This window comes from Lysobacter sp. H21R4 (assembly GCF_015277535.1).
In the GTDB taxonomy this organism is placed as follows: Bacteria; Pseudomonadota; Gammaproteobacteria; order Xanthomonadales; family Xanthomonadaceae; genus Novilysobacter; species Novilysobacter ciconiae.
In genome coordinates this window covers 2,688,469-2,713,082 of record NZ_CP063772.1, presented here as the reverse complement: position 1 = coordinate 2,713,082, position 24,614 = coordinate 2,688,469, and the positions used below count along the sequence as shown (strand labels likewise).

Sequence of the window (24,614 nt, the reverse complement as noted above, 5' to 3'; positions counted from 1 at the left end):
AACGGGCCCGCGGTTCAGCACCGCGTGCTTAAATTCGGTGTCCATCCGCACAGCCGAGCACCCGCCATGTTCCATCCGATGACCCTCGCCGCGGTGGTGTCCGTCGCCACGCTGATCGCCACCAGCCTGATGCCGGTGCGCGCGCAGCAATCGCCTGCCGCAGCCGTCGAGCAATGGGGGTTCGACCCGTCTGCCCTGGTCGCCGACGGCCACGAGCTGCTGCTGCGGGCTCCGGATCCGGCGATCGACCAGCTGTTCCAGGTCGCTCGGACCACCCTGTCGGATCCGCGCGAGGCCGAGGTGCTGTGCCCGCTGTTCGACCCGGCCGCTGAGCGTAGCCTGGCGACGTTCAACCAGGTCGCCAACCGGCTGGGGCCCGAGCACAGCGGCCGTTTTGCCGGCGCCGTGGCGAACCTGTTCGTTGTCGCCATGCAGTCGCCGCGGCAGCCCTTTGACGAGGCCTCGGCCCGGCAGGGCCTGAAGTCTGCCGGCGTGCGCGCGGCGATGCTCAATGATGGTTTCGTTGCGGGCCTGAACGGGTCGGATCACCAGGCGCGTTGCCGTTCCATCCGCTGGCTGCTTGACGACCTGCATGCGCAGCCCCTGGCGCAGCGTGCCGCCGTCGCCCGGCTGTTGCTGGCCGAAGGGCTGGGCCACCTGACCATCGCTTCCGGCACCACGCCACGCTCAGGCGGCTGATCGCTCCCGCTTCAGCTGCGCGACGCAATCGACAGCAGCTCCGACAGCTCGTACAGGTCGATGTTGCCGCCCGACAGCACGATGCCGACCGTGCGACCGGCAAACAGCCCGGGGTTTGCCAGCACCGCGGCCAGACCGATCGCCGCGGAGGGCTCAATCACCAGCTTCATGCGCTCCCATACCACCAGCATGGCATCGACGGTCTTCGTGTCTTCCACCAGCAGGATGTCGCGTACCAGCTGGCGCACCAGCGGGTAGGTGAGGGTTCCCAGCTCGGCGCGAAGCCCGTCGCACACGGTGTCGGCGACCCGCCCGGTGATGCGCTCGCCCTGCTTGAGCGAATCGTGGGCATCGCGCGCGCCGGCGGGCTCGGCGCCATACACCTGGATCGACGGATCGACGCCCAGGGCGGCCAGGGCGGTGCCGGAAATGAGACCGCCCCCGCTGACCGGCACTACGACCGTGTCGATGTCGGGGGCGAAGCGCAGCATCTCCAGTGTGGCCGTGCCCTGGCCGGCGATGACCCGCGCGTCGTTGAACGGGTGCACCAGCACCGCGCCGGTTTCTTCCAAGACGCGCGCGGTGACCTCGTCGCGCGAGGCCTGGGTGGGCTCGCAGGGAACAATGCGCGCGCCGTAGCTTTCCATCGCCGCCAGCTTGACCCGCGAGGCACCGCGCGGAACCACGACGGTGGCCGCTATGCCGCGCTCGCGGCAGGCCAGCGCCACCGCGCCCCCGTGGTTGCCCGAGCTCTGGGTTACCACGCCATTGGCCGCCTGGGCGTCGGTCAGCGAGAACACCGCATTGCACGCGCCGCGGAACTTGAACGAGCCCGCGCGCTGGAGGTTCTCGCACTTGAACAGCAGCCGGCAGCCGGCGATCGCGTCCAGGGTGCGGGCGTGCAGCACCGGGGTAGGGTTGATGTGCGGTGCAATCCGCGAAGCGGCGGTCAGCACGGCGTCGAAGTCCGGCGCGGCGTGCGGCTTGGCGGGGGTCTGGGCAGTGTCGGCGTTGTTCATGGCGACAAGCGTAGCCCAAGTGGTGGGCGCCGGCGGCAGCAGTGTGTATGCGGCGCGAAGGATTAAGGGCTAGTTCAACGGCTATAGCCGAGTATGGTTCAACAATCAATGGGGGATCCACGCATGTTTCGCAAAATCCTGCTCCCCGCGCTCGCGATCGGCCTGTTGGGCGGTTGCGTCAGCAGCGGCTACCAATACGACAGCGGCGGCTACTACTACGGCCAGCCGTCCACCACCTATCGCTACCACGACAGCTATTACGACAATTACCGCTATCCCGGGTATTACGGCAGCCTGAACTACCGCTATGGCTATCCGGGCTACCGCTACCCGGGATACGGCTACCCCGGCTATGGCTATGGCGGCGGGTACTACCGGCCGCCGGTGGTGATCGTGCGCCCGGGGCATGGCAATCACCATGGCGGCAATCACGACTACCGCCCACCGACGGGTGGACGCAACGACCGCGCGCCGTGGCGCGACTACGAGCGCCTGCAGCGCGAGCGCATCCAGCGGTCCACGCCGCCGGCCGGCAACCGGCCCAGTTCGGCAGTGATGCGCAACCCGGTTCCGGCGCAGCCGCGCCCGGCCGCGATGCCCAGCCGCCCCGCCGCGCCGACTCCCAGCCAGGGTTCGCGCAACTCGCGTTCCGATCGGATGATCGAACGTGCGCGCGCCTCCCGCGAAGTCGAATAGCCGGCGCTTCCGGCCGGCACTGCGGGCCAGCTATTGACAAACAACGTCGCAATGCGACGTAATCAGTTACCGCTTCCATGCTGATGCCCGACAAGGAATCTCGGATCCCCCCTGTTCCGCCCTTGTCCGGCATCGGCGCCTACACCCGAAAGCCCCGCCACGCGGGGCTTTCGCCATTCCGGCCCGCGTCATGCGGAAAAAGCGCCGAATGGATGGCGATCGCGTACGCAGCCACTCCCCGGCCCGAAGTCTCGCGCAGAGTGTGACGACGGGCATCGAGAGGACAAAAAAAGGGCCGAATGTCCCCCGACATTCGACCCTGGTGCTTCCCCGACGGGCACATGGTCGGCCCTGTTCCAATCCCGACCGGCGCCTGGCGCCTGCCCCGTTGGGTGCAGGAGTGATAACGCACGAAGCGTGCCAAGGTTGACGGCCAGGCGAAACCGGTCTCGCGGCAACGGCCTTGGACCCGCTCAGTCCGCGCCGGTTTTCGTGGCAAGTGATTGATCGGCGTACAATTCCTTCCCTGCGTTGGCGCCGGTTTTGGCGTCCTGCGCGTCCACGCGTACCCCGCCTGCCTGGTTGGCGACATGAAAAACGACTTCTACCAATATGACGTCATCGTGGTCGGCGGCGGCCACGCTGGTACCGAAGCGGCGCTGGCAGCCGCGCGCGCCGGTGCACGCACGCTGCTGCTGACCCACAACATCGAGACCATCGGAGCGATGAGCTGCAACCCGGCCATCGGTGGCATCGGCAAGGGCCATCTGGTGCGCGAGATCGATGCGTTGGGCGGGGTGATGGCGCATGCGGCCGACGCCGCGGGGATCCAGTGGCGCCGGCTCAATGCGAGCAAGGGCCCGGCGGTACGGGCGACGCGTTGCCAGGCCGACCGCAGCCTCTATCGCGCCTTCATCCGCGCGGCGGTCGAGCGCCAGCCGGGGCTGACGGTGTTCCAGTCCGCGGTGGACGATATCGACTTCGATGCCGGCCAGGTGCGCGGCGTGACCACGCAGGCCGGGTTGCGATTCCGCGCGCCTGCGGTCGTTCTCACGGCAGGAACCTTCCTCGCCGGCAAGATCCACGTCGGCCTGACCACGCACGCCGGCGGCCGGGTCGGCGATCCACCGTCGGTCACCCTGGCGGCGCGCCTGCGCGAGGGTCCCTTCGTGGTCGACCGGCTGAAGACCGGCACCCCGCCGCGCATCGACGGCCGCAGCCTGGACTACTCGGTCATGGTCGAGCAGCCCGGCGATGACCCGCGCCCGGTCATGTCGTTCATGGGCTCGCGCGATGACCATCCGCGCCAGGTCTCGTGCTGGATCGCCGAGACCTGCGAGCGCACCCACGAGATCATCCGTGGCGCGCTGGACCGCTCGCCGCTCTACACCGGCCAGATCGACGGCATCGGTCCGCGCTACTGCCCGTCCATCGAGGACAAGGTGGTGCGCTTTGCCGAGAAGGCCAGCCACCAGATTTTCGTGGAGCCCGAAGGCCTGGGGGTGACGGAGATCTACCCCAACGGCATTTCCACCTCGCTGCCCTTTGACGTGCAACTGGAGCTGGTGCGCTCGATCCGCGGCTTCGAGAACGCCCATGTCACCCGCGCCGGCTACGCGATCGAGTACGACTATTTCGACCCGCGCGGCCTGAAGGCGAGCCTGGAGACCAAGGCGGTGCAGGGGCTGTTCTTCGCCGGCCAGATCAACGGCACCACCGGGTATGAGGAGGCCGCCGCACAGGGCCTGCTGGCCGGCGTCAACGCGGCGCGGCAGGTGCAGGGTCACGAGGGCTGGTGCCCGCGCCGCGACGAGGCCTACATCGGCGTGCTGGTGGATGACCTGATCACCCACGGCACCACCGAGCCCTACCGGATGTTCACCAGCCGCGCCGAATACCGCCTGCAGCTGCGCGAGGACAACGCCGACCTGCGCCTGACCGCGACCGGGCGCGAGCTTGGGCTGGTCGACGATGCGCGCTGGAACGCGTTCGCCGCCAAGCGCGACGCGATCGAGGCGGAGAACGCCCGGCTGGGCGCGATCTGGATGTCGCCGGGCAACGCGTTGGGCCACGAGGTCGCCGGCGGGCTGGGGATCGAGCTCAGCCGCGAGACCAGTGCGCGCGACCTGCTCAAGCGCCCGGAGATCGACTACGCCCGGCTGGTCGCGGTGCCCTCGCTGGGTCCGGGCGCGGCCGATCCCGCGGTCGCCGAGCAGGTCCAGATCGGGGTGAAGTACGCCGGCTACCTGGACCGGCAGAACGCGGAGATCGCGCGCCAGCTCCGCCACGAAACCACGCCGATCGCCGTGGATTTCGACTACGGCCGGGTGCACGGTCTGTCGGTCGAGCTGGCCGGCAAGCTGGAGCAGGTGCGGCCGCAGACGGTCGGTCAGGCCCAGCGCATCCCCGGCATGACGCCGGCGGCGATCTCGTTATTGCTGGTGCACCTGGTGGGCGCGCGCCGGCACCGGGTCGCCTGAACGTCGCAGGTCGCGGGCCGGTTGACCCCGGCGGTGGCGCTTCCTAGACTTCGGCGGCTGCCGGGGCCCGTTTCCTCCGGCCATGCCCGCAACGTGGACAGACCGAGTCAACCTGGAACTTTCCCCTACACCATGGACCGCGCGCGTCCCTGGCGGTACGTGGAGCCTGCAGCGATCCGGTAAGCCGGCGCGGCCCGCTTCCGTGGTCGCCTCATTCGCGACCTCCGGAGGCACCCCGTGATCAACCTCAAGAAGAAGAAAAAGCCCGACACCCGCCTCCTGTACCGGGCCGACGCGGAGGGCAACTTCGACGCCGACCTCGTTGCCGAGGCGATCGCCGCTGAACTGGCGCACGGCAAAGGCGAGTCGCTGCGCGGCGAACTGGCCGATGTCCTGGCCGCCGACCTGGCCGACGTGCTCACCCGCCTGGAGCCCGCGCAGCAGGCGCAGGTGCTGCCGCTGATCACCGCAGACCAGCTCGCGCTGCTGTTCGGCTACCTGCCATTGGAGCTGCAGACCGAGCTGGTCGCGGGCATGCCGCGCCCGCAGGTGCTGGAACTGCTCAACCTGATGTCCGCCGACGAGCGCGTGGACCTGTTCAACACCCTGCCGGCAGACCGCCGCGAGCGGCTGCTGCCGGCGCTGGCGCAGGCCGAGCGCGACGACATCCGGCGCCTTGCCAGCTACCCGCGCGACAGCGTCGGCGCGCTGATGACCTCCGAGTACGCGACACTGACCCCGGACCTGACCGCGGGCCAGGCGATCGCCGAACTGCGCCGGGTCGCGCCGGACAAGGAGACGATCTACACCTCCTACGTGGTCGACCACGACCGTCACCTGATCGGCGTGGCAACCCTGCGCCGCCTGATCCTGGCCGATCCGGACACCCCGGTGCTGGAGGTCATGGCGCCCAACCCGGTCACGGTGTACGTCGATGCCGACCAGGTCGAGGCGGCCAACAAGATCGCGCGTTACGACTTCATCGCCCTGCCGGTGATCGACCGCGAGGAGCGCATGGTCGGCATCGTGACGTCCGATGACGCGATGGACGTGGCCGAGGCCGAGGCGACCGAGGACTTCCACAAGTCCGGCGGTACCCTGGGCACGCTGACGATGAGCATGAAGGACGCCACGGTGTCCCTGCTGTATCGCCAGCGCGTGTACTGGCTGGTGCTGCTGGTGTTCGCGAACCTGTTCTCGGGCGCGGGCATCGCCCACTTCGAGGACCTGATCGCCGCCAACATGGCGCTGGTGTTCTTCCTGCCGCTGCTGATCGCCAGTGGTGGCAACGCCGGCGCCCAGTCCGCCACGCTGATGGTGCGCGCCCTGGCCACCGGCGACGTGGAGATGCGCGACTGGGGCAGCATGCTGGTGCGCGAACTGGTCGTGTCGACCCTGCTGGGCCTGACGATGGCCGTCGCGGTCAGCGCGATCGGCCTGTTCCGCGGCGGCCCGGCGATTGCCCTGGTGGTGGCCACGACCATGCTGCTGATCGTGCTGGTCGGCAGCGTCATGGGCATGTCACTGCCGTTCCTGCTGAACAAGTTCAAGGCCGACCCGGCCTCGGCCAGTTCCCCGCTGATCACCTCGCTGGCCGATGGCATCGGCATCCTGATCTACTTCGGCATCGCTACCGTGATGCTGTCCTGGATGGGCCACGCGATCGCCTGATCGCACCGGCCCGGCGTCGGTGGCCGGCGGCTCGACGCGTGCGCGCGCTTGAGAAACGACGCGATCGCACCCATTCAAGGACCTGTTGCGGCGGCGTGTGGAGGACAATGGCCCCGTTGGTCGCAATCCCCGATTTGTGCAGGACATGCAATGAGTGAGCCCAGCCCGGCCGTCGATCTGCTCGCCGGCGATGCCAACGCCCGCACCGATGCCGCCCCGCCGGCGGAATCGCACCTGCCGGTGCCGGTCGCCGCGGAGACCGAGCCGGTAATCCGCTACGTCGACAGTTGCGACCTGCCCACGCCGTGGGCGACCTTCCGCCTGCACGGGTTCATCGACACGGCCAGCGGCAAGGAGCACGTGGCGCTGACCTTGGGCGACCTGGACGACAGCGCGCCGGTGCTGGCGCGGGTGCACTCGGAGTGCCTGACCGGCGATGCGTTCTTCAGCCAGCGCTGCGACTGCGGCGCGCAGCTGGAAGAGGCCTTGCGCCGGATCGCCACCGAAGGCCGCGGCATCGTGCTCTACCTGCGCCAGGAAGGGCGCGGCATTGGCCTGATCAACAAGATCCGCGCGTATCACCTGCAGGATCTGGGCGCCGACACCGTGCAGGCCAACGAGGACCTGGGCTTTGCCGCCGACCAGCGCCACTACGGCCTGTGCGAGCCGATGCTGGCCCATTTCGGCGTCGGCGCGCTGCGCCTGATGACCAACAACCCGGCCAAGGTCGTCGCCCTGCAGAAGCTGGGTGTCCTGGTGCCGGAGCGGATCTCGATCCTGGTCGGCCACAACGACAGCAACCGGCGCTACCTCTCCACCAAGCGCGAGAAGCTGGGCCACGTCATCGGCCTGCCGGTCGAGTAGCGGGCGCGCCGGCCTGGCGGGCGAATGTCCCCCGGCCTCCGCCTGCGGCGGACGCCTCCTCCTTTATTTCGCCCGGAATGCCCGCGGGTCCCGCTGACGGATTGCAGCCGTGCCCTGATAGAGCCGCGGACAAACGGTGCGCGTCAACAATTCCGGGCAGCCTGGAACGGCCGGGGGAATGTCCCTGGGTGGGAAATAAAGGAGGAGGCACCGGCTCTATCGGTGCCGGGGGACATTCGCGCCCAGGGACATTCCCCCGGTCGCCTCACGCCCCGCAGGCGCAACGTCCCCTCCTCGGGAAGCGCCTACTTCTCCTTGCGCCAGTTGAGTGACCCGCGGTCCTCCAGCGTGCTGGACTCGATCTCGATGTCGAAGCCGCGGTCGAGCAGGTATTTCAGGGTCAGCACCTGGCCGGTGCCCAGCAGGGACACCCCGTAGCCGACGTACAGCCGCGGCGAGAGCTGCTTGCCGAAGCCGAACACGCTGCCGCCCAGCGCGCGGCTCTGGGTGACGCCCGCATCCTCCAGGCCGATTTTGGTGGCCAGCTGCGATGCCAGCATGCCGCCGCCGGCGGTCAGCGCCGCATTGGCCGCGTTGAGGTCGCCGCGCTCATCGCCAGTCAGGGTCGACAGCGGCCGGCCGAGGGTCAGGTAGGCCAGCGCCTCGGGCTGCGAGCTGGCCGGGTTCGACCACACCGAGGCCTGCGGCGCACTGGCGCGCCCGCTCACGTCCACGCCGGCGGTGACCTCGCCGATCACCCGCTCGGCGCGCAGGTTGACCACCGGGTTGGAGACCGGGTCGTTGGACCAGCGGAGCAGGCCGCGGGTGATCCTCAGGTCCTGCCCGTAGGCCTTGTACTCACCGGCGACGTTGATCGCACCGTTCGCTGTGAGTTCACGCCCGGGGCGGGCCAGCAGGTGCATGTTGCCGTCGACCTTGCCGGTCAACCCGAAGCCCTTCATGCGCACGTTGTCGCCGACGGTGATGCGCAGGTCCATCGCCAGCGGCGTGCCCGGGCCTTCGTCGGGATTGACGGGATCGAGCACGACGACGTCGGCCGATGGCGACACCGCGTGGTCCAGGCCTTCCAGGTTGACCATTGCCTCGGGCACGTTGATCGTCCCGGACAGGCGCATGGGTTGGCCGATCTGGTAATTCAGTTGCAGGTCCGGGCTGGCCACCGCGCGCAGGTCGGGCGTGTCGGAGACCAGCACGTCGGTGCCGCTCAGGCGCAGCACCAGCGGGGTGTCATCGCCCTTCCAGCCCAGCGTGCCGTCGATGTTGAGCACGCCGTTGCCGTCGTTGCCGGCGCTGGAGGCGGAGCGCACGCTGCCGTGGATCCGCGCGCTGCCATCGGCCAGGGCATTGAGCTGCAGGTTGCCCTCGCGCAGGGTGATCGCCAGGGCCGGCATCTCGGTGCTGAAATTGGCCACCTGCGCCTGGCCGCCCAGCTGTGGCGCATCGCGGGTGCCGGTCACGCTGATCTGCGCGCTCAGCGCGCCGGTCGGCTCGACGATGTCCGGCGAGAACAGCTCCATCCAGGTCAGCTCGCGAGTGTTCAGCGACAACTGGCCGCTCAAGGGCGACCACGCGTCCCAGCCGGTGCGCAGGCTGGCGTCGATGCGGCCGTCGCCGTTGAACCCGGTGCCGAACTCGGCCTCGATGCCCTGCGGCCGGAAGGTCGCGGTCAGGGCCAGGTTCTCGTAGCTGAGCAGTTCGGTGCGCGAGCGCTCGCTGTTGCGGATGCCGCCGCCGGGCGAGGTGATGCGGGCCTGGCCGTCCCAGCCGTTGCCGACCGGGCGGATGTGCGCGTCGATCGCGAGCTCGCCGCGCAGCAGCCACGGCTGGCGGTGTTCGCGCTCGGGCAGGTACGGCTCGATGAGCGCGACCGGCAGCCCCTCGCCGACCACGCTGAGGCCGCGGCGCGGCCAGTCCGCGTTGACGCACAGCGAACCGCCGGCGGTCGAGGCCAGGCAGGCCGGCTCCAGCGTCACGCTGCTGCCGCTGGGCACGGGCGCCCAGGCAAAGCCGGCGGGTGCGCGCAGGTTCCAGTCCGCGCCGCGCTCCATGTCCACCCCCAGCCGCGAGAGGGTGCCCTGCCAGCGGCTGCCGCGGTGGTTGAGGGACGCATCCAGCGCCAGCGACGCCAGGCCTTCCCGGCCGGCAGTCGCACTCAGGCGCAGTTGCTCCACCGCGCCGCGCGCGTCGATGGCCAGCCGGTCCACCGGCGCGCCGATCGCCAGGCCGTCGCCACGGATGGCCAGTTGGCCGTCCCCGCGTGACCAGGGCAGCTCGCCCTTGATCGTCAGGGCGTTGGCGGCGTAATCGGCAAACTTCAGGTTGCAGCCGACGAGGTCGGCGCGGATGTCCGGCCCTGCCGCCGGACCCTGCACCCGGGCCGTGCCGCGCAGCGTGCCACTGGCATCGGGCAGCAGGTCCTGCAGGTTCAAGGGGGCGAAGCGCGCGTCGACATCCACGCGGTCGCCGTAGCTGCCCTTGGCGTCGATCCGGCTGCCGCCAACGGCGAGGGCGAGTTCGCCCTGATAGCGCGCGACATCCCCGGTCGGGGAGGCGCCGGACATGGTGAAGTGACCGTTGCCGTCCAGCGGCTTGCCGTGCAGGCGGCCGCCCAGGTCGGCCAGATCGAGGGTCGCTTCCAGTCGGCCGTCGTCGCGGGCGCCGCCGGTGCTGGTGATGTGGCCGTTGACCGAGCCGTTCCAGCCCGCGGCAAAGTAGCCCGGGTCAAACCCGGCCAGGCGGCTGTCGATGTCCCACGCCAGCGCCGGCGCCCAGGCAATGTGGCCGGTGGCGGCCAGGGTGCCGGTGGGCATCGCCACATCCAGCGCGTTCAAATCCATGCGCTCGCTGTTGCCGCGTCCGTCCAGGGTCAGCGTCGCGCGCTCGCCGTCACGGGTCAGGGTGGCATTGCCGATCAGCGCCCACCCCTGCAGGGTGCCGGCGAGACCGAAATCCGCATCCGCGGCCAGCGCGGTCGGGCTGCCCCACTGCAGGCCACGGGCATTGGTGGCGAAGCGGAACGAGGCATTGGCCGGATCGGTGAAGTCGGCCGTGCCGCGCGCAACCACGCTGCCGTCCAGCAGCTCCAGACGCAGCGGGTCCAGGTCCAGGACCTGATCCTCCACCCGCAGGCGCGAATTGAGCACCCTGGCGCTGAACTCGCCCTGCCGGACCTCGCCGCGAAGGCGGGCGTCGCCGCCCACGCCGTCGACCTGCAATTGCAGTGCCAGCGGCGCCTCCGCGGGAGCGGCCTGGGGATCGGTCAGCAGGCCGATGTCGAGCGCGTCGGCGCGTGCGCGCAGCTGCCACTGTGGCCGGTTGACGCTGGCCATGACCGGGCCGCCGCTGGCACCCGGCGGGCTCACCAGACGGTCCTTGCCGCGCAGGATCACGGTGGCCCGTACCTCGCCGGGCGCGCGCCCGCCCAGGCCCAGGTCCATCTCGTCCAGATCGCCCCGCGCCAGCAGACCGAACCGCGCCGACGTGCGGCCGGGCGCCGCGGGCAGGACGGCGGTCACCAGCAGATCGGTGCGGTAGTTGTCCGCGGGCGCGTAGTCGCCGTGGGCGGTGAAGCGGCCGCGGTCGCTGTCGATCGCCAGCGTCTCCACGTGCAGGCTGCCGGGCTTGGCCTGCAGGCCACCGCGCAGGCGACGGATGTTGATGGTCGGCTCGCCTTCGCTGCTGATCCGGAAGCCGTCGATCTGGATGTCGGCAGCGGTCAGTGCCAGTGGCGGATTGATCTGCGGCAGCGAATCGGGCCAGCGCGGGAGTTCGAACGGCTCGTCGCTCGCGGGCAGGTCCAGCGTCGCGTTTTCCACCTGCAGCGCATCCAGGCGCAGGTGCCTGCCCAGCAGCGGCAGCAGGGCGGGCTCCAGGGTCACCCGCTGGGCGGTGAAGACGATCGCGTCGTAGGTGAAACGCACGTCGTGCATCGTCAACGGCCCCGACACCGGACCCTCGGCCTTCTGCCAGCTCAGCGTCGCGTTGGCCGGCAGGCGCTGGACGATCTGCGCCAGCAGCACATCGCGCCCGCCGATCGTGCTGACCAGCCAGTAGACGACGGCGACCAGCAGCAGCACCAGCCCACCGGTCAGCAACGCGCTGCGGATGGCAAGGACGCGCATGCGTGCATGGCGCTTGCGGCGCAGTTCGGCGATCCGCTCCTCGCGCTCCTCCGGGGTCAGGTCCGGGTCCAGGCGATGGCGTCTCGGGAAGCCGATCATGCTCAAAGATCCGCGCCGACGCTGAGGTAGATCTGGAACGACGAGTCCGGGCTGTCCAGGCCGTGGGCGATGTCCAGGCGCAGCGGTCCGACCGGCGAGCGCCAGCGCACGCCTGCGCCCACGCCGGTGCGCCAGTCCGGGGTGCTGTCAAACGCACTGCCGGTGTCCACGAATGCCGCCGCGCCCCAGCTCGGGGTGAAGTAGTGTTCGTATTCTATGCCTCCGGTGGCCACGTTCCTGGCGCCCAGCGCGTACAGCTTTCCGTCGCTGCCTTCCACCCGCGGTCCGACCTCGCGCCACGCGTAGCCGCGGATGCTGCGGTCGCCGCCGGCGAAGAAGCGCAGGCTCGGCGGCATCGCCACCAGCTCCTCGGTGAAGGTGTGGCCCAGCTCGCCGCGGGCGATGATGCGGCCGCGCTCGCCGATGCCGCGGTACCAGCTGGCGGTCGCGCGGATCTGGCCGAAGTCGGCATCGCTGCCGGCGCCTTCCACGCCGCCGCGCAACATCAGCGTGCCGGCGCGGCCGTTGCGCGGGAACACCCGGTCGTCGGCGTCGATGTACTCGGCGCGCAGCGAGGGGTAGGTAAACGTGGCGTAGCGGAATGCCGGCTCGGTGAGCGGGTCGCCGTCATCGTCGGCGGCGTAGGACCAGCGCTCGCGCAGGGCGTGCAGGGAGGCGACAACATTGAGGTGGCGGTTGATCTTGCCGCTGCGGCTGGCGACCAGCTCGATGCGGCGGCTGTCCATGTAGTCGGTCTGCTCATCCGCCGCCTGCGCGCTGACCGTGTACCAGCCGTCCACCCAGGCGAAGGCCGGGATGCGGTATTGCGCGGTCAGGGTCTTGCGGCGCTGGGCGTAATCGAGCTGGGCGAGCGCCTTGTGGCCACGGTCGTTCACGTAGCGGCGCTCCAGCCCCAGGCGCACGCCGGCGCCGCTGTCGGTGCCGTAGCTCAGGCCGGCGGTGTAGATGCTGCGCTTGGCCGGGGTCAGCACCACGTCGATCGGCACCTGGCCGTCGACCGCCTGGTCGGGCAGCGGATTGATCATCACCGAGGAGAAGTAGTCCAGCGCGGTGAGCGAATCGCGCAGGCGGTCCAGCTTGCCCTGGTGGTAGTAACTGCCGGTGTCCCAGTACACCAGCTTGTCCAGCACGGACTGGCGCAGGATGGCGTGGGGCGTCTGCTGGAAATCGATCGGGCCCATGTCGTAGCGGCGGCCGCTGTTCCAGACCAGGTCGATGTCGGCGGCGTTGTCGGCGCGGGTGACCTCCACCCGGCGCGAGGCGAAGTCGGCGTCGAAGTAGCCGCGTTGCGACAGCCGGCGGCTGATGCGGATCTTGCTGGCCTCGTAGAGCTGGTGGTCGAACACGTCGCCGACCTCGGGCTTGAATTTGGCCAGGTCCTCGCTCAGGTAGCGGTCTCGCGCACCGGCGCCGTCGATGGCCACGTGCTCGCGGCGGACGCGCACCGGATCGCCGGGAACGACGGTGATCGTGACCGTTCCCGCGGAGCCGTTGTTGCGCTCGTAATCGACCGTGATGATCGGTGAGTAATAGCCGAAAGGCTCAAGTGCCTCGCGCGTTTCGTCCTCGGCGGCACGGACCAGATAGGCCAGGCGGCGCGCGGAGATCTCCTTGCCGGAGGCCGCCACCAGGGTGACCGCGCTGCGCACGTTGTCGGTCATCGCCTCGTCAAGGCCGAGCACGGCGACCTTGTCGACTCGTGCGGCGTGGGCCGTACCGCAGACCAGCAGACAGGCAAGGGCGGCAGTAACCGCGATCGGGGCAAGGCGCATGGCGGAAGAATACCTTCAACGCGTCAATAGCAAATAAATACGGGCCCATCCGTGGACGCCGCCGTGGCGACGGCGGTGCCGCGGCGCGCCGTGTCGTAGCATGCGCGGATGAAGATCCTGGTAACCGGCGGCGGCGGATTTCTCGGCCAGGCCCTGTGTCGCGGCCTGCGTGCGCGCGGCCACGAAGTGGTGAGTTTCAACCGTGGCGACTACCCGGCGCTGGCGGCGATGGGCGTGCAGCAGGTGCGCGGCGACCTGGCCCAGCGCGATGCGGTCATCGCCGCTGCGCGAGGCTGTGAGGCGGTGTTCCACAACGCCGCCAAGGCGGGTGCGTGGGGGCCGCGGCAGGCGTACCACGACGCCAACGTGCTCGGCACCCGGCACGTGCTGGACGCCTGCCGCAGCCACGGCATCGCCCGGCTGGTGTACACCTCCACCCCCAGCGTGACCCACCGCGCGACCCACCCCGTGCAAGGCGGCAGCGCGGACGACGTCCCCTACGGCACCGGCTTCAAGGCGCCGTATGCGAGCACCAAGCTGATCGCCGAGCAGGAGGTTTTGGCGGCCAACGACTCGGCGCTGGCCACCGTCGCGCTGCGTCCGCGCCTGATCTGGGGCGTCGGCGACAACCAGTTGCTGCCCCGGCTGGTGGAGCGCGCCAACGCCGGGCGGCTGCGGCTGGTCGGCGACGGCGACAACCTGGTCGACACCACCTACATCGACAGTGCCGCCCAGGCCCACTTCGACGCCTTCGAGCATCTGGCGATCGGGGCCGCCTGCGCCGGCCGCGCCTATTTCATCAGTAACGGCGACCCGCGCACGATGCGCGAGACGATCAACGGCCTGCTGGCCGCGGTGGGCGCGCCGCTGGTGGAGAAGACCCTGCCGTTCGGGCTGGCGTATGCAGCGGGCGTGGTCTGCGAGGGACTGTGGACTGCGCTGCCGCTGCGCGGCGAACCGCCGATGACGCGGTTTCTGGCCGAGCAGCTGGTGACCACGCACTGGTACGACATGGCTCCGGCGCGGCGCGATTTCGGTTACCGGCCTGCGGTCGGCTTCGATGAGGGCCTGGCCCGGGTGCGTGCCGACTACCTTGCGCACCGCTAGCGCCGCGTCTGCTGCAACGGCGTTCCTGCGCGGTGACGATGCCGGAGGCAGGCGCGCGCCAAGTAGAATGCGCGCATGACCCAGTCCCGCTCACTTCCTCCGTCGCCGCTGGCGGCGCTCAAGCCGCTGGCCGGGCGCGCGTTGCAGACCGCCCTGAACCGCGCCCTCGCGCTGGATCCGCAGACCCGCGACAGCCTGGCCGCTCTCCACGGTCGTCGCGTCGCACTGCACCTGTCCTCGCCGCCGCTGGCGCTGCAGATCCGGGTGGTAGGCGACGGGCTCGAAGTCGGCCCGGTGGACGCCGCCGAGGCGAGCCACCTGTCGATCAGCAGCACCCTGTCCGGGCTGCTGGGGCAGCTGCCGTTCCTGCGCAACGATGACGCGCCGCCGGTAGGGCGGCTGCGGATGGAAGGCGATGCGGACCTGGCGCGACGCCTGCAGCGGCTGGCCGAGGGCTTCGACCCGGACTGGCAGCAGCCATTCGCCCGCGTGTTCGGCGATGTGGTCGGGGTGCAGGTCGCCAACGCGCTGGCCGCCGGACTGAAGCAGGCGCGTGTGGTCGCCGGCGAGCTGGCCGGCAGCGCGGCGGAGTACGTCACCGAGGAATCGCGCGACGTGGTGCCGCGCGCCGAGCTGGAGGCGTTCCACGATGACGTGGACGCGATCCGCGACGACGTGGAGCGTCTGGTCGCCCGTGTCGGGCGGCTTCACAGCGGCGTCGCCGCACCGGGCAGCGCGTCGTGAAAGCGGCCCTGCGCGCCTGGCGCATCGGTCGCGTACTGCTGCGCTACCGCCTCGACGAGCTGCTTGAGGGCACCTCGGCCGAGCGCTGGTTGAAGCTGGCGCGGCCGTTCGTGCCGCGCGCGTCGGCGGAAATTGTGTCCCAGCCGCGCGGCGTCCGCCTGCGCCTGGCCCTGCAGGAGCTCGGGCCGATCTTCGTCAAGTTCGGCCAGATCCTGTCGACCCGCCCGGACCTGGTGCCGCCCGACATCGCGGTGGAGCTGTCGACCCTGCAGGACAACGTGGCGCCGTTCGATGGCGAGGTCGCGCGCGCGATCGTGGAAGCGTCGCTGGGCCGGCCGGTCGAGGCCGCGTTCGCCAGCTTTGACACCACTCCGCTGGCTTCGGCCTCCATCGCCCAGGTCCACGCCGCGACCTTGTCGGCGTCCGGCGGCAATCCGGCGCGCGAGGTGGTGGTCAAGGTCCTGCGGCCGGGCATCGAGGATCAGGTCGCAGCCGACATCGGCCTGTTGAGCGCGCTGGCCGGGATTGTCGAGCGGACCCATCCGCGCGCGGAGAAGATCCGCCCGCGCGCGATCGTCGCCGAGATCGAAAGCACGCTGGCCGCCGAGCTCGACCTTGAGCGCGAAGGGGCAAACGCCAGCGTATTGCGGCGCTTCTGGACCCGGGCGGACGGCTCGCCCAGCGATGACCTGTACGTGCCGGAAGTGATCTGGAGCCACACCGCCGGCAAGGCGCTGACCCTGGAGCGGGTGTATGGCATCCCTTCCGACGACATCCAGGCGCTGGACGCGGCCGGGATCGACCGCCCGGCGCTGGCGGCCAAGGGCGTGCGGGTGTTCTACACCCAGGTGTTCCGCGACAACTTCTTCCACGCCGATGCGCACGCCGGCAACATCTGGGTCGACATCGACCCCGCCCGCAAGGCCAACCCGCGCTTCATCGCGCTGGATTTCGGAATCATGGGCCAGCTCTCCGACGACGACCAGTACTACCTGGCGGAGAACTTCATGGCGATCTTCAACCGCGATTACCGGCGCATCGCCGAGCTCCACCTGCGCGCGGGCTGGATGCCGGCCGACAGCCGCCTGGACGAGCTGGAAGCCGCGGTGCGCGGCGTCTGCGAGCCGTATTTCACCCGTCCACTGAGCGAGATTTCGCTGGCCGAGGTGTTGGTCAAGCTGTTCCGCACTGCCCAGCGCCACCAGCTGACCCTGCAGCCGCAGCTGATCCTGCTGCAGAAAACCCTGCTCAACATCGAAGGCCTGGGACGCCAGCTGGATCCGCGCATCGACATCTGGGGCGTGGCCAAGCCGGTGCTGAAGAAGATCCTCGCCGCCCGCTACAGTCCCCGGCGCCTGCTGCGCGAGTTCCGTCGCCACCTGCCCGAGTTCGTGACCCACGCCCCCGAGATGCCGCGCCTGCTGCACACCTGGTTGACCCAGCAGGTGCGCGGCGAACACGAGCTGCGGATGCGCTCGGCGGACCTGGCCGAGCTGGCACGCACTGCGCGCGAAACCCAGAAGCGGACGGTCGCGGCAATCCTGGGCAGCGGCCTGCTGGTCGCCTCGGCGGTGCTGTACGGGTTCGATTCCGGCGGCGCCGGGCAGTGGTCGGTGCCCGTCGCTTCGTGGATTGCCGGAATCGCCGGCGTCGCGGCGATGCTGCTGGCGTGGCCGCGCCGTTGAGCGATCCTGCGGCGCTTGCCTTGCCGGTGCTGTACCAGGACGAGTGGCTGGCCGTGATCAACAAGCCGGCCGGCCTGATGGTCCACGACAGCGCGCTGGCCCGGGGCGAGACCGATTTTGCCGCCGACCGCTTGCGCGAGCAGTTCGGGCGCAAGGTGTTCCTGGTCCACCGCCTGGACCGTGCCACCAGCGGCTGCCTGCTGCTGGCCTTCGACCGTGACGCCGCCTCCATCTTGGGCAAGGCGGTCATGGCCGGCGAGCTGCACCGGGAATACCGCGCGATCTGCCGCGGCTGGCCGGAGGCGGATTTCGATGTCGACCACCCGCTCGACGGCGGCCCCGGCAAGCCGGTGAAGAAGCCGGCGCAGACCCGCTTCCAGGTCCTGGCGCGGACCGAATGCGACTGGCCGTCGTCCGGCTTCCCCAGCTCGCGCTACGCGCTGGTGCAGGCGCAACCGGTGACCGGACGATTCCGCCAGATCCGCCGCCACCTCAAGCACGTCTCCCACCATTTGATCGGCGATACCAGCCACGGCGACGGTCGCCACAACCGCGCCTTCCGCATGGTCGGCATCCACCGGATGCTGCTGCACGCGCACCGGCTCGCGTTCGCCCACCCGGCGAGCGGAGAAGCGCTGGAAGCCATTGCGCCGCCGGACGCCCAGTTCGCCAGGGCGCTGGCGTACTTCTAGACTCAGGGAATGGTCCGGATCGGCAATATCGTCATTCCCGAGTCCGAACTGGTCGAGCGTTTCGTGCGCTCGGCCGGTCCGGGCGGGCAGAACGTGAACAAGGTATCGACGGCGGTGGAGCTGCGCTTTGATATCGCCCAGTCGCCGTCGCTGCCCGAGCCGGTGCGCGCCCGCCTGCTGGCCCGTCGCGATCGCCGCATCACCGCCGACGGGGTGCTGGTCATCAACGCGCAGACCCTGCGCACCCAGGACCGCAACCGCGAGGACGCGCGCGAGCGGCTGGCGGCGTTCATCGGCCAGAGCCTGCACGCACCGAAGAAGCGGATTCCGACCCGTCCGACCCGAGGGTCCAAGGAACGGCGGCTGGCCGGCAAGCGCGAACGCGGCACCATCAAGCAGGGACGCTCGCGGACCGACTGGGACTGATCGAGGCGGCCGCTTGGTGCGATCATCGGCGCAGAGCAGAGCAGGGGAGATGGGCGCTCGATGACGGCGAGAGACGACCCGGAAGTGCCGGCAGGCAGCGTGCCCACGTTGCCGCCCAATGTGCCGCGCGTGCGGCCCAGCCACTTTGGACGCTGGTTCGGCCGTACGGTGCTGCGCCTGGGCGGTTGGCGCATGACCGGCGAGTTCCCCGACCTGCCGCGGGTGGTGCTGATCGGTGCGCCGCATTCGTCCAACTGGGACGCGGTGTGGGGGTTCGCGGCCAAGCTGGCGCTGGGCGTGGACGTGCGGATCCTCGGCAAGGACTCGTTGTTCCGGGTGCCCGGACTGGGGTGGCTGTTGCGCAAGCTCGGCGTGATTCCAGTCAACCGCAGCGCCGCGCACGGCGTGGTGGAGCAGGCGACCGCGATGCTGCGCGACGCCGAGCGGCTCTGGTTCGGACTGGCCCCGGAAGGCACCCGCAAGCCGGTGGAGCGCTGGAAGAGCGGCTTCTGGAAGATCGCCGATGCGGCCGGCGTGCCCATCCTGCCGGTGTACTTCCACTACCCGCAGCGCCGCTTGGTGGTCGCCGCGCCGTTTCAGACCGGCGCTGACATGGAGGCCGACATGGATCGGATCCGCGCCTGGTACCGGTCGGTATCCAAGGGAAAGCTGCACGACGCCTGAACGACTGGCATGATTATTGCGATGCTCGTCACAGAGAGCGTCACAAAACTGATCACACAAATCGTCGCAGCATCCGCCGCGTAGCGCGGCCTCCCCGTTGCCGGAGCAGTCACGCCGCATGAATTCGCGCCGCACCAAGCAGCCGGGCCGGCACGCCCGATGGAGCTGAGCGTGGCCCGCGCACCCTGGTTCGCGGCCGGGCCGGGTGCGTGGTGGGCGATGCTGGGCCATCTGCGGCCGCCCGACCCGACCGTGCCCACGCCGGCCGAAGACTGGCGCCACGCGGTGGTCGATGTCGTGATCCCGGTGTGCCGCCATCACGACACCGTCGTCCACTGCCTGGCATCGCTGCTGGGCCAGACCCGGCTGCCGCGGCGGGTATTGCTGGTGGACGACGGCGGCATTGATCGCGACCACAGCCTGCAGCTGGCCCGCGAGTTCGCCCGCGCCAACGGCATACGGCTGGAAACGATTGCCCGCGGCTGGTCGATCGGCCGCGTGGTTACGCTGAAGCGCCAGTCGCGCGAGTTCGAAGGCGACGTGCTGCTGGTGCTGGACGCGGACGCGGTGCTGGAGTCGCCGGACTATATCGAGCGCTGCATCTGCGAGCTGTACCAGGGCGTGGGCATCGCCAGTGCCAGTGGACGGATGCTGCCCTTGCAGGAGTCCGCGTGTGAACGGCTGGAAACCTCCGCGCCGTTCCGCAACTGGCTAGGTGACGACGACTACGCGCATCGCCAACGACCGCACAATCGCTGGCAGACCGCGCTGCAGCGGATGTCGCAGGGCTACCACGCACACATGGCCGTGCTGCAGCAGGACTTCCTCGACGCCGGCGTATCGCGTGTGGACGGGGGCGTGCCGATTGGCAGCGGTGGGGCGGTGGCCTACCGGCGCCGCTACCTGCGCGACCTCTTCCACCGCTACGAGCCGATCCGCGGAGACGACTTCACCGCGCTGGAGGACCATTTCATCGCGCTGGCGCTGATGAACGCCGGCTACCGCAACATCCGCGTGCCCGACGTGGTGGCCCGCACGCGAGCGCCGTCGCTGCTGCGCCTGCCGGAACACTCGCGGCGCTGGAGCGCGGGGTTCCTGCAGCTCCACCACTATTTCGATGTGCTGCTGCGCAGTCCGCTGCGACGCTTGCGCATGCCGGGTCCAGCGCGCCGCGAGGATGCCGCACAGTGGCGCCGGGGCAAGGCGGAGCGACGGGTCCAGGAGCCCTACCGGCAGGGATTCGGCGAGCGGATCACCCGTGAGCGCGGGCGACCGCTGGGAACGCCGCTGGCGCTGATCGCGCTGGAGCGCATCGGCTACCCGGTGCTGCTGTGGGTGCTGGCGCTGGCAGGACAATGGACCGCGCTGGCGATCGTCGTCGCTCTCGAAGTCCTCGCCACCTGCTTCATTGCCGCGCGCTTCGCCTCCGGCCCGCGTTTGCGCGCAGCCCTGCAGGCGCTCGCATGGGCGCCGGTCCGTTATCTGCTGATCCTGCAGGAGCCGGTCGCACTGGGCTGGTTCGCGATCCGCCGGTGGTGGAAGCGCGATCTGGACTGGCATGTCCGACGCGACGCGAGCGGGCGTCGCCGGCCGCGCGCGATCCGCCATTGAGCATCAGCGCTCCGATGGGCCGCTGTCGTCGCGGTCGCGGCGGGTAAACAGGTCGGGCTTGATCAGTTCGGTGAATGCGCGCGCCTGCGGGCTGAGGTACTTGCCGCGCCGCACCACCACGCCGTAGCTGCGGTAGGGGAACCATTCGGCGAGCGAGCGTGACGCCAGCCGGTCCTTGTCGGCTTCGGTCAGGCAGATCGCGGTGACGATGCTGATCCCCAGCCCCATCGCCACGTACTGCTTGATGACCTCCCAGCCGCCGACCTCCAGGGCGACCGTGTAGGGCACCTGATGGCGCTGGAACACCAGATCGACCATGCGATAGGTGGTCAGGCGCTGCGGCGGCAGGATGAGTCCGTAGGGGGCCAGGTCGGCCAGGTCGAATTTGGCCCGGGTCGCCAGCGGATGGTCCGGCGGGGTGATAAGCATCGGTTCGAAACGCATCACCGGCGCGTAATCCAGGTCGCCGGGGACGTCGAGCATCGAGCCCACCGCGAGGTCCACCTCGTCGGAGCGCAGCAGCTCCAGCCCGCCGGCGCCGGTCACGTTGTGCAGGTTCAGACGTACCTCCGGATGCGCGGCGCGGAAGGCGGCCACGATCGGCGGCAACAGGTAGAGGATGGTCGAGCTGCCGGCGGCGACGTTGAGCTCGCCGCCATCCATCCCGCGCAGCTGCTTGCGGAACGCGTCCGGCAGTTCGTCGATGCCCTCCACCAACGGTCGCGCCAGGTCGTACAGCGCCTCGCCCTGGCGGGTCATCACCAGACGTCGGCCGCTGCGCTCCAGCAAGCGTTCGCCCAGATCCCGCTCCAGCGCCTGCAACTGCAGGCTCACCGCCGGCTGGCTCAGGAACAGCGCCTCGGCGGCGCGGGAAACCGACCCCAGCCGCACCGTCTGGCAGAACGCGCGCAGCGGTTTGAGTCGATCGCCCTTGTAGGAGAAGCGGGGTGTCGCCGGTGGTGGCTCGATGCTCATGGGTACTCCTGTGCCCGGTTTCACCGGTCCAACGTTGGTTACGGCATCAGATATAAGCTGCCCTTATACATCGTATTGATATATCTGAATTGTAAATAAAGCCACCGGCGACGCATGGTCGAGTGCCCAACCACTGGAGCAACGGCATGTCGGCAGTCATGAGACGCGAGAGCGAACCGGCCACGCAAGGGTTCAGCGTCCGCGCCGTCGCGGAGGACCAGGATCAATTGCTGAGCGCGTCGGCCAGCGAGTTCCTGTCCGGGCTGCATCGTCGATTCGATGGCCGGCGCCTGGACTGCCTGGCCGCCCGCGTTGCCCGCCAGGCCGAAATCGACAACGGCGCGCTTCCGGATTTCCGCGAGGACACGCGCAACATCCGCCAGAGCGACTGGAAGGTCGCGCCGCTGCCAGCCGCCCTGCGTGACCGTCGGGTCGAGATCACCGGTCCGGTTGACGCGAAGATGGTCATCAACGCGCTGAACTCCGGGGCCAACTGCTTCATGGCCGATTTCGAGGACAGCACTTCGCCGACCTGGAAGAACCTGATCGCCGGCCAGCACGCCATGCGCGGCGCGGTCGATGGGACGCTGGAGTTCGATGCCCCTGCCCGCGCCGACGGCACTCCCGGCAAGCACTACGCGCTGAAACCGGCCGCCGGGCAGGCCGTGCTGCTGGTGCGTCCGCGCGGGTGGCATCTGGACGAGAAGCACGTGCAGGTCGACGGCCGGCCCATGTCCGCCAGCCTGTTCGACCTCGGACTGTTCGCCTTTCACAACGCCGCCGCGCTGGCGGCGCGCGATCGCGGCCCGTACTTCTACCTGCCCAAGCTGGAGTCGATGGAAGAGGCCGCGCTGTGGAACGACGTGCTCGACCACGTCGAGCGCACGTTGGGCCTGGCCGAAGGCCAGATCAGGGTCACCGTGTTGATCGAGACGCTGCCGGCGGTGTTCCAGATGGACGAGATCCTCCACGCCTTGCGGTCCCGGATAGCCGGTCTCAACTGCGGGCGTTGGGACTACATCTTCAGCTACATCAAGACCTTCCGCGCGCATCCGGACCGGTTGCTGCCCGAGCGCGGCCAGGTCGGCATGGACCGGCCCTTCCTGCGCGCGTACTCGGAACTGCTCATCCACACTTGCCACCGTCGCGGCGCCCACGCCATGGGCGGCATGGCCGCGCAGATCCCGATCGGCGACGATGCGGCCGCCAACGAGCGGGCGATGGCGAACGTGCGCGCCGACAAGCTGCGCGAGGTCACCGCCGGCCACGACGGCACCTGGGTCGCGCACCCGGCGCTGATCCCGCTCGCCCGCGACATCTTCGACGAACGCATGCCCGGCGAGCACCAGCGCCACGTGCTGCGCGAGGACGTGCAGGCCTTCACCGAGCGCCAGTTGCGCGACCAGCTGCTGACGCCGCCGCTGGGCACGATCACCCGCGCCGGCTTCGACGGCAACGTCGAGGTCTGCGTGCGCTACCTCGCCGCGTGGCTGGATGGCAACGGGTGCGTGCCCATCCACTGGCTGATGGAGGACGCGGCCACCGCAGAGATCGCCCGCACCCAGCTGTGGCAGTGGCTCCATTGCCAGTCGCAGGCGATCGCCGCGGGCAATCCGCAGGCCGAGCCGCCGCAACTGGAGGAGGGCACACCGATCGACTTGATCCTGCTGGAGCGCGCCTTCATTGGTCTGCCGGCGCGCCTGGGTGATCGCCGCGAGCTCGTCGGCGGCAGCCGGATCGAGGAAGCCATCGGCATGCTCGACCGCCTTTGCCACGCCGACACCCTCGAGGACTTCCTCACCGTTCCCGCCTACCGCCGCCTCGAGTGACGCGCACCCATTCGCCTGTTCCGCCTAAACGTCACCCCACAAAGGACATTGCCATGAGCACCCAACCCACCGCCGATCAGATCCGTGACGACTGGAACACCAACCCCCGCTGGAAGGGCATCACCCGTCCCTACTCGGCCGAGGACGTCGTGCGTCTGCGTGGCACCGTCGCCGTCGAGCACAGCCTGGCCAGTCTGGGCGCCGACAAGCTGTGGCAGTCGCTGCAGCGCGAGGATTTCGTCAACGCCCTGGGCGCGCTGACCGGCAACCAGGCCATGCAGCAGGTCAAGGCCGGGTTGAAGGCGATCTACCTGTCGGGCTGGCAGGTCGCCGCCGACGCCAACCTGGGCGGGCAGATGTACCCGGACCAGTCGCTGTACCCGGCCGACTCGGTGCCGGCGGTGGTCAAGCGCATCAACAACACGCTGCTGCGCGCCGACCAGATCCAGTGCGCCGAAGGCAGCGGTGACATCGACTTCCTGCAGCCCATCGTCGCCGATGCGGAGGCCGGTTTTGGCGGCGTGCTCAATGCGTTCGAGCTGATGAAGGGCATGATCGAGGCCGGTGCCGCCGGCGTGCATTTCGAGGACCAGCTGGCCAGTGCGAAGAAGTGCGGCCACATGGGCGGCAAGGTGCTGGTGCCGACCCGCGAGGCAATCGAGAAGCTGGTCGCCGCGCGGCTGGCCGCCGACGTGATGGGCGTGCCCACTCTGATCGTCGCGCGCACCGATGCCGAAGCCGCCGACCTGCTGACGTCCGACATCGACCCGACCGATGCCCCGTTCGTCACCGGCGAGCGCACCGTCGAGGGCTTCTACAAGACCCGCAAGGGGATCGACCAGGCGATCAGCCGCGGCCTGGCCTACGCGCCCTACGCCGACCTGGTGTGGTGCGAGACCGGCAAGCCGGACCTGGAGTTTGCGCGCCGGTTCGCCGAGGCGATCCACGCCAGGTTCCCGGGTAAGCTGCTGGCCTACAACTGCTCGCCCAGCTTCAACTGGAAGGCCAACCTGGACGACGCGACCATCGCCCGGTTCCAGATCGAACTGGCGGCGATGGGCTACAGGTTCCAGTTCATCACCCTGGCCGGCTTCCACGCCGTGAACTACGGCATGTTCCACCTTGCCCGCGGCTACGCGCAGCGCCAGATGAGTGCGTTCGTCGAGCTGCAGCAGGCCGAGTTCGCCGCCGCCGGCGAGGGCTTCACCGCGGTCAAGCACCAGCGCGAGGTCGGCACCGGTTACTTCGATTCGGTCACCCAGGTGATCCAGAGCGGGCAGTCCTCGACCACCGCCCTGACCGGGTCAACTGAAGAGGAGCAGTTCCAGTCCGAGCCAGCACTGGCCTGACGCTGACGCGGTCACCACCCGCGCGGGAGGATGCTGCCCCATGGAAGGG

General features: G+C 69.7%; 18 protein-coding genes. 14 read left to right on the top strand and 4 right to left on the bottom strand.

The genetic code is table 11. The features are described 5' to 3' along the window. The first annotated feature begins 66 nt into the window (after positions 1 to 66). Entirely contained in the window at positions 67 to 699 is a 633-nt protein-coding gene (locus INQ40_RS12325; protein ID WP_194340657.1) for a hypothetical protein, read from the top strand. A gap of 11 nt (positions 700 to 710) precedes the next feature. Here the strand turns inward: INQ40_RS12325 and INQ40_RS12320 are convergent, their stop codons facing one another. Continuing rightward, positions 711 to 1,718, bottom strand: coding sequence for a pyridoxal-phosphate dependent enzyme (locus INQ40_RS12320; protein WP_194340656.1), 1,008 nt, complete (start codon positions 1,716 to 1,718; stop codon positions 711 to 713). Positions 1,719 to 1,841: 123 nt separating this feature from the next. Between INQ40_RS12320 and INQ40_RS12315 the strand changes: the two genes are divergently transcribed. The 4 genes from INQ40_RS12315 (at position 1,842) to ribA (ending at position 7,429) form a co-directional block, all read left to right on the top strand. Next, entirely contained in the window at positions 1,842 to 2,414 is a 573-nt protein-coding gene (locus tag INQ40_RS12315) for a hypothetical protein (protein ID WP_194340655.1), read from the top strand. Between the two features lie 590 nt (positions 2,415 to 3,004). Then, on the top strand, positions 3,005 to 4,894 hold the full coding sequence (mnmG, locus tag INQ40_RS12310; protein ID WP_194340654.1) for a tRNA uridine-5-carboxymethylaminomethyl(34) synthesis enzyme MnmG: 1,890 nt from the start codon (positions 3,005 to 3,007) through the stop codon (positions 4,892 to 4,894). A 237-nt stretch (positions 4,895 to 5,131) separates the two neighbouring features. Further along, positions 5,132 to 6,565, top strand: a complete 1,434-nt coding sequence (gene mgtE / locus INQ40_RS12305) for a magnesium transporter (RefSeq protein ID WP_228482029.1) — start codon at positions 5,132 to 5,134, stop codon at positions 6,563 to 6,565. 150 nt (positions 6,566 to 6,715) lie between these two features. Further along, the gene (ribA, locus tag INQ40_RS12300; RefSeq protein WP_194340653.1) at positions 6,716 to 7,429 is read left to right on the top strand and encodes a GTP cyclohydrolase II; all 714 of its coding nucleotides are present in this window, start codon (positions 6,716 to 6,718) and stop codon (positions 7,427 to 7,429) included. Between the two features lie 305 nt (positions 7,430 to 7,734). Here the strand turns inward: ribA and INQ40_RS12295 are convergent, their stop codons facing one another. Together INQ40_RS12295 and INQ40_RS12290 are read right to left on the bottom strand one after the other, a co-directional pair. After that, on the bottom strand, positions 7,735 to 11,670 hold the full coding sequence (locus tag INQ40_RS12295; protein ID WP_194340652.1) for a translocation/assembly module TamB domain-containing protein: 3,936 nt from the start codon (positions 11,668 to 11,670) through the stop codon (positions 7,735 to 7,737). Between the two features lie 2 nt (positions 11,671 to 11,672). After that, the gene (locus tag INQ40_RS12290) at positions 11,673 to 13,463 is read right to left on the bottom strand and encodes an autotransporter assembly complex family protein (protein ID WP_194340651.1); all 1,791 of its coding nucleotides are present in this window, start codon (positions 13,461 to 13,463) and stop codon (positions 11,673 to 11,675) included. A gap of 108 nt (positions 13,464 to 13,571) precedes the next feature. On the opposite strand from INQ40_RS12290, the gene oleD reads away from it, so the two are divergent. From oleD to INQ40_RS12255, 7 genes are all read left to right on the top strand, one after another. Beyond that, positions 13,572 to 14,570: a 2-alkyl-3-oxoalkanoate reductase gene (oleD, locus tag INQ40_RS12285; RefSeq protein ID WP_194340650.1), complete on the top strand. Its 999-nt coding sequence runs from the start codon at positions 13,572 to 13,574 to the stop codon at positions 14,568 to 14,570. A 75-nt stretch (positions 14,571 to 14,645) separates the two neighbouring features. Further along, complete coding sequence (locus tag INQ40_RS12280) at positions 14,646 to 15,314, top strand: SCP2 sterol-binding domain-containing protein (protein WP_194340649.1); 669 nt, start codon at positions 14,646 to 14,648, stop codon at positions 15,312 to 15,314. Then, entirely contained in the window at positions 15,311 to 16,999 is a 1,689-nt protein-coding gene (gene ubiB, locus INQ40_RS12275) for a ubiquinone biosynthesis regulatory protein kinase UbiB (RefSeq protein WP_194340648.1), read from the top strand. The genes INQ40_RS12280 and ubiB overlap by 4 nt, the downstream gene beginning before the upstream one ends. Further along, a complete protein-coding gene (locus INQ40_RS12270) occupies positions 16,984 to 17,691 on the top strand; it encodes a pseudouridine synthase (protein WP_228482028.1) in 708 nt (235 codons plus the stop codon). The genes ubiB and INQ40_RS12270 overlap by 16 nt, the downstream gene beginning before the upstream one ends. A gap of 9 nt (positions 17,692 to 17,700) precedes the next feature. Next, positions 17,701 to 18,117, top strand: a complete 417-nt coding sequence (gene arfB, locus INQ40_RS12265) for an alternative ribosome rescue aminoacyl-tRNA hydrolase ArfB (RefSeq protein ID WP_193984946.1) — start codon at positions 17,701 to 17,703, stop codon at positions 18,115 to 18,117. A 60-nt stretch (positions 18,118 to 18,177) separates the two neighbouring features. Then, a complete protein-coding gene (locus tag INQ40_RS12260; RefSeq protein ID WP_194340646.1) occupies positions 18,178 to 18,801 on the top strand; it encodes a lysophospholipid acyltransferase family protein in 624 nt (207 codons plus the stop codon). Positions 18,802 to 18,972: 171 nt separating this feature from the next. Beyond that, the gene (locus tag INQ40_RS12255; protein WP_194340645.1) at positions 18,973 to 20,412 is read left to right on the top strand and encodes a glycosyltransferase family 2 protein; all 1,440 of its coding nucleotides are present in this window, start codon (positions 18,973 to 18,975) and stop codon (positions 20,410 to 20,412) included. A 3-nt stretch (positions 20,413 to 20,415) separates the two neighbouring features. Here INQ40_RS12255 and INQ40_RS12250 read toward each other — a convergent pair whose 3' ends face one another. Continuing rightward, positions 20,416 to 21,387, bottom strand: a complete 972-nt coding sequence (locus INQ40_RS12250) for a LysR family transcriptional regulator (protein ID WP_194340644.1) — start codon at positions 21,385 to 21,387, stop codon at positions 20,416 to 20,418. A gap of 146 nt (positions 21,388 to 21,533) precedes the next feature. Here INQ40_RS12250 and aceB point away from each other — a divergent pair, with 146 nt between their 5' ends. Together aceB and aceA are read left to right on the top strand one after the other, a co-directional pair. Beyond that, positions 21,534 to 23,216, top strand: coding sequence for a malate synthase A (aceB, locus tag INQ40_RS12245; RefSeq protein ID WP_194340643.1), 1,683 nt, complete (start codon positions 21,534 to 21,536; stop codon positions 23,214 to 23,216). A 53-nt stretch (positions 23,217 to 23,269) separates the two neighbouring features. Next, on the top strand, positions 23,270 to 24,565 hold the full coding sequence (gene aceA, locus INQ40_RS12240; protein ID WP_194340642.1) for an isocitrate lyase: 1,296 nt from the start codon (positions 23,270 to 23,272) through the stop codon (positions 24,563 to 24,565). Positions 24,566 to 24,614: the final 49 nt, after the last annotated feature.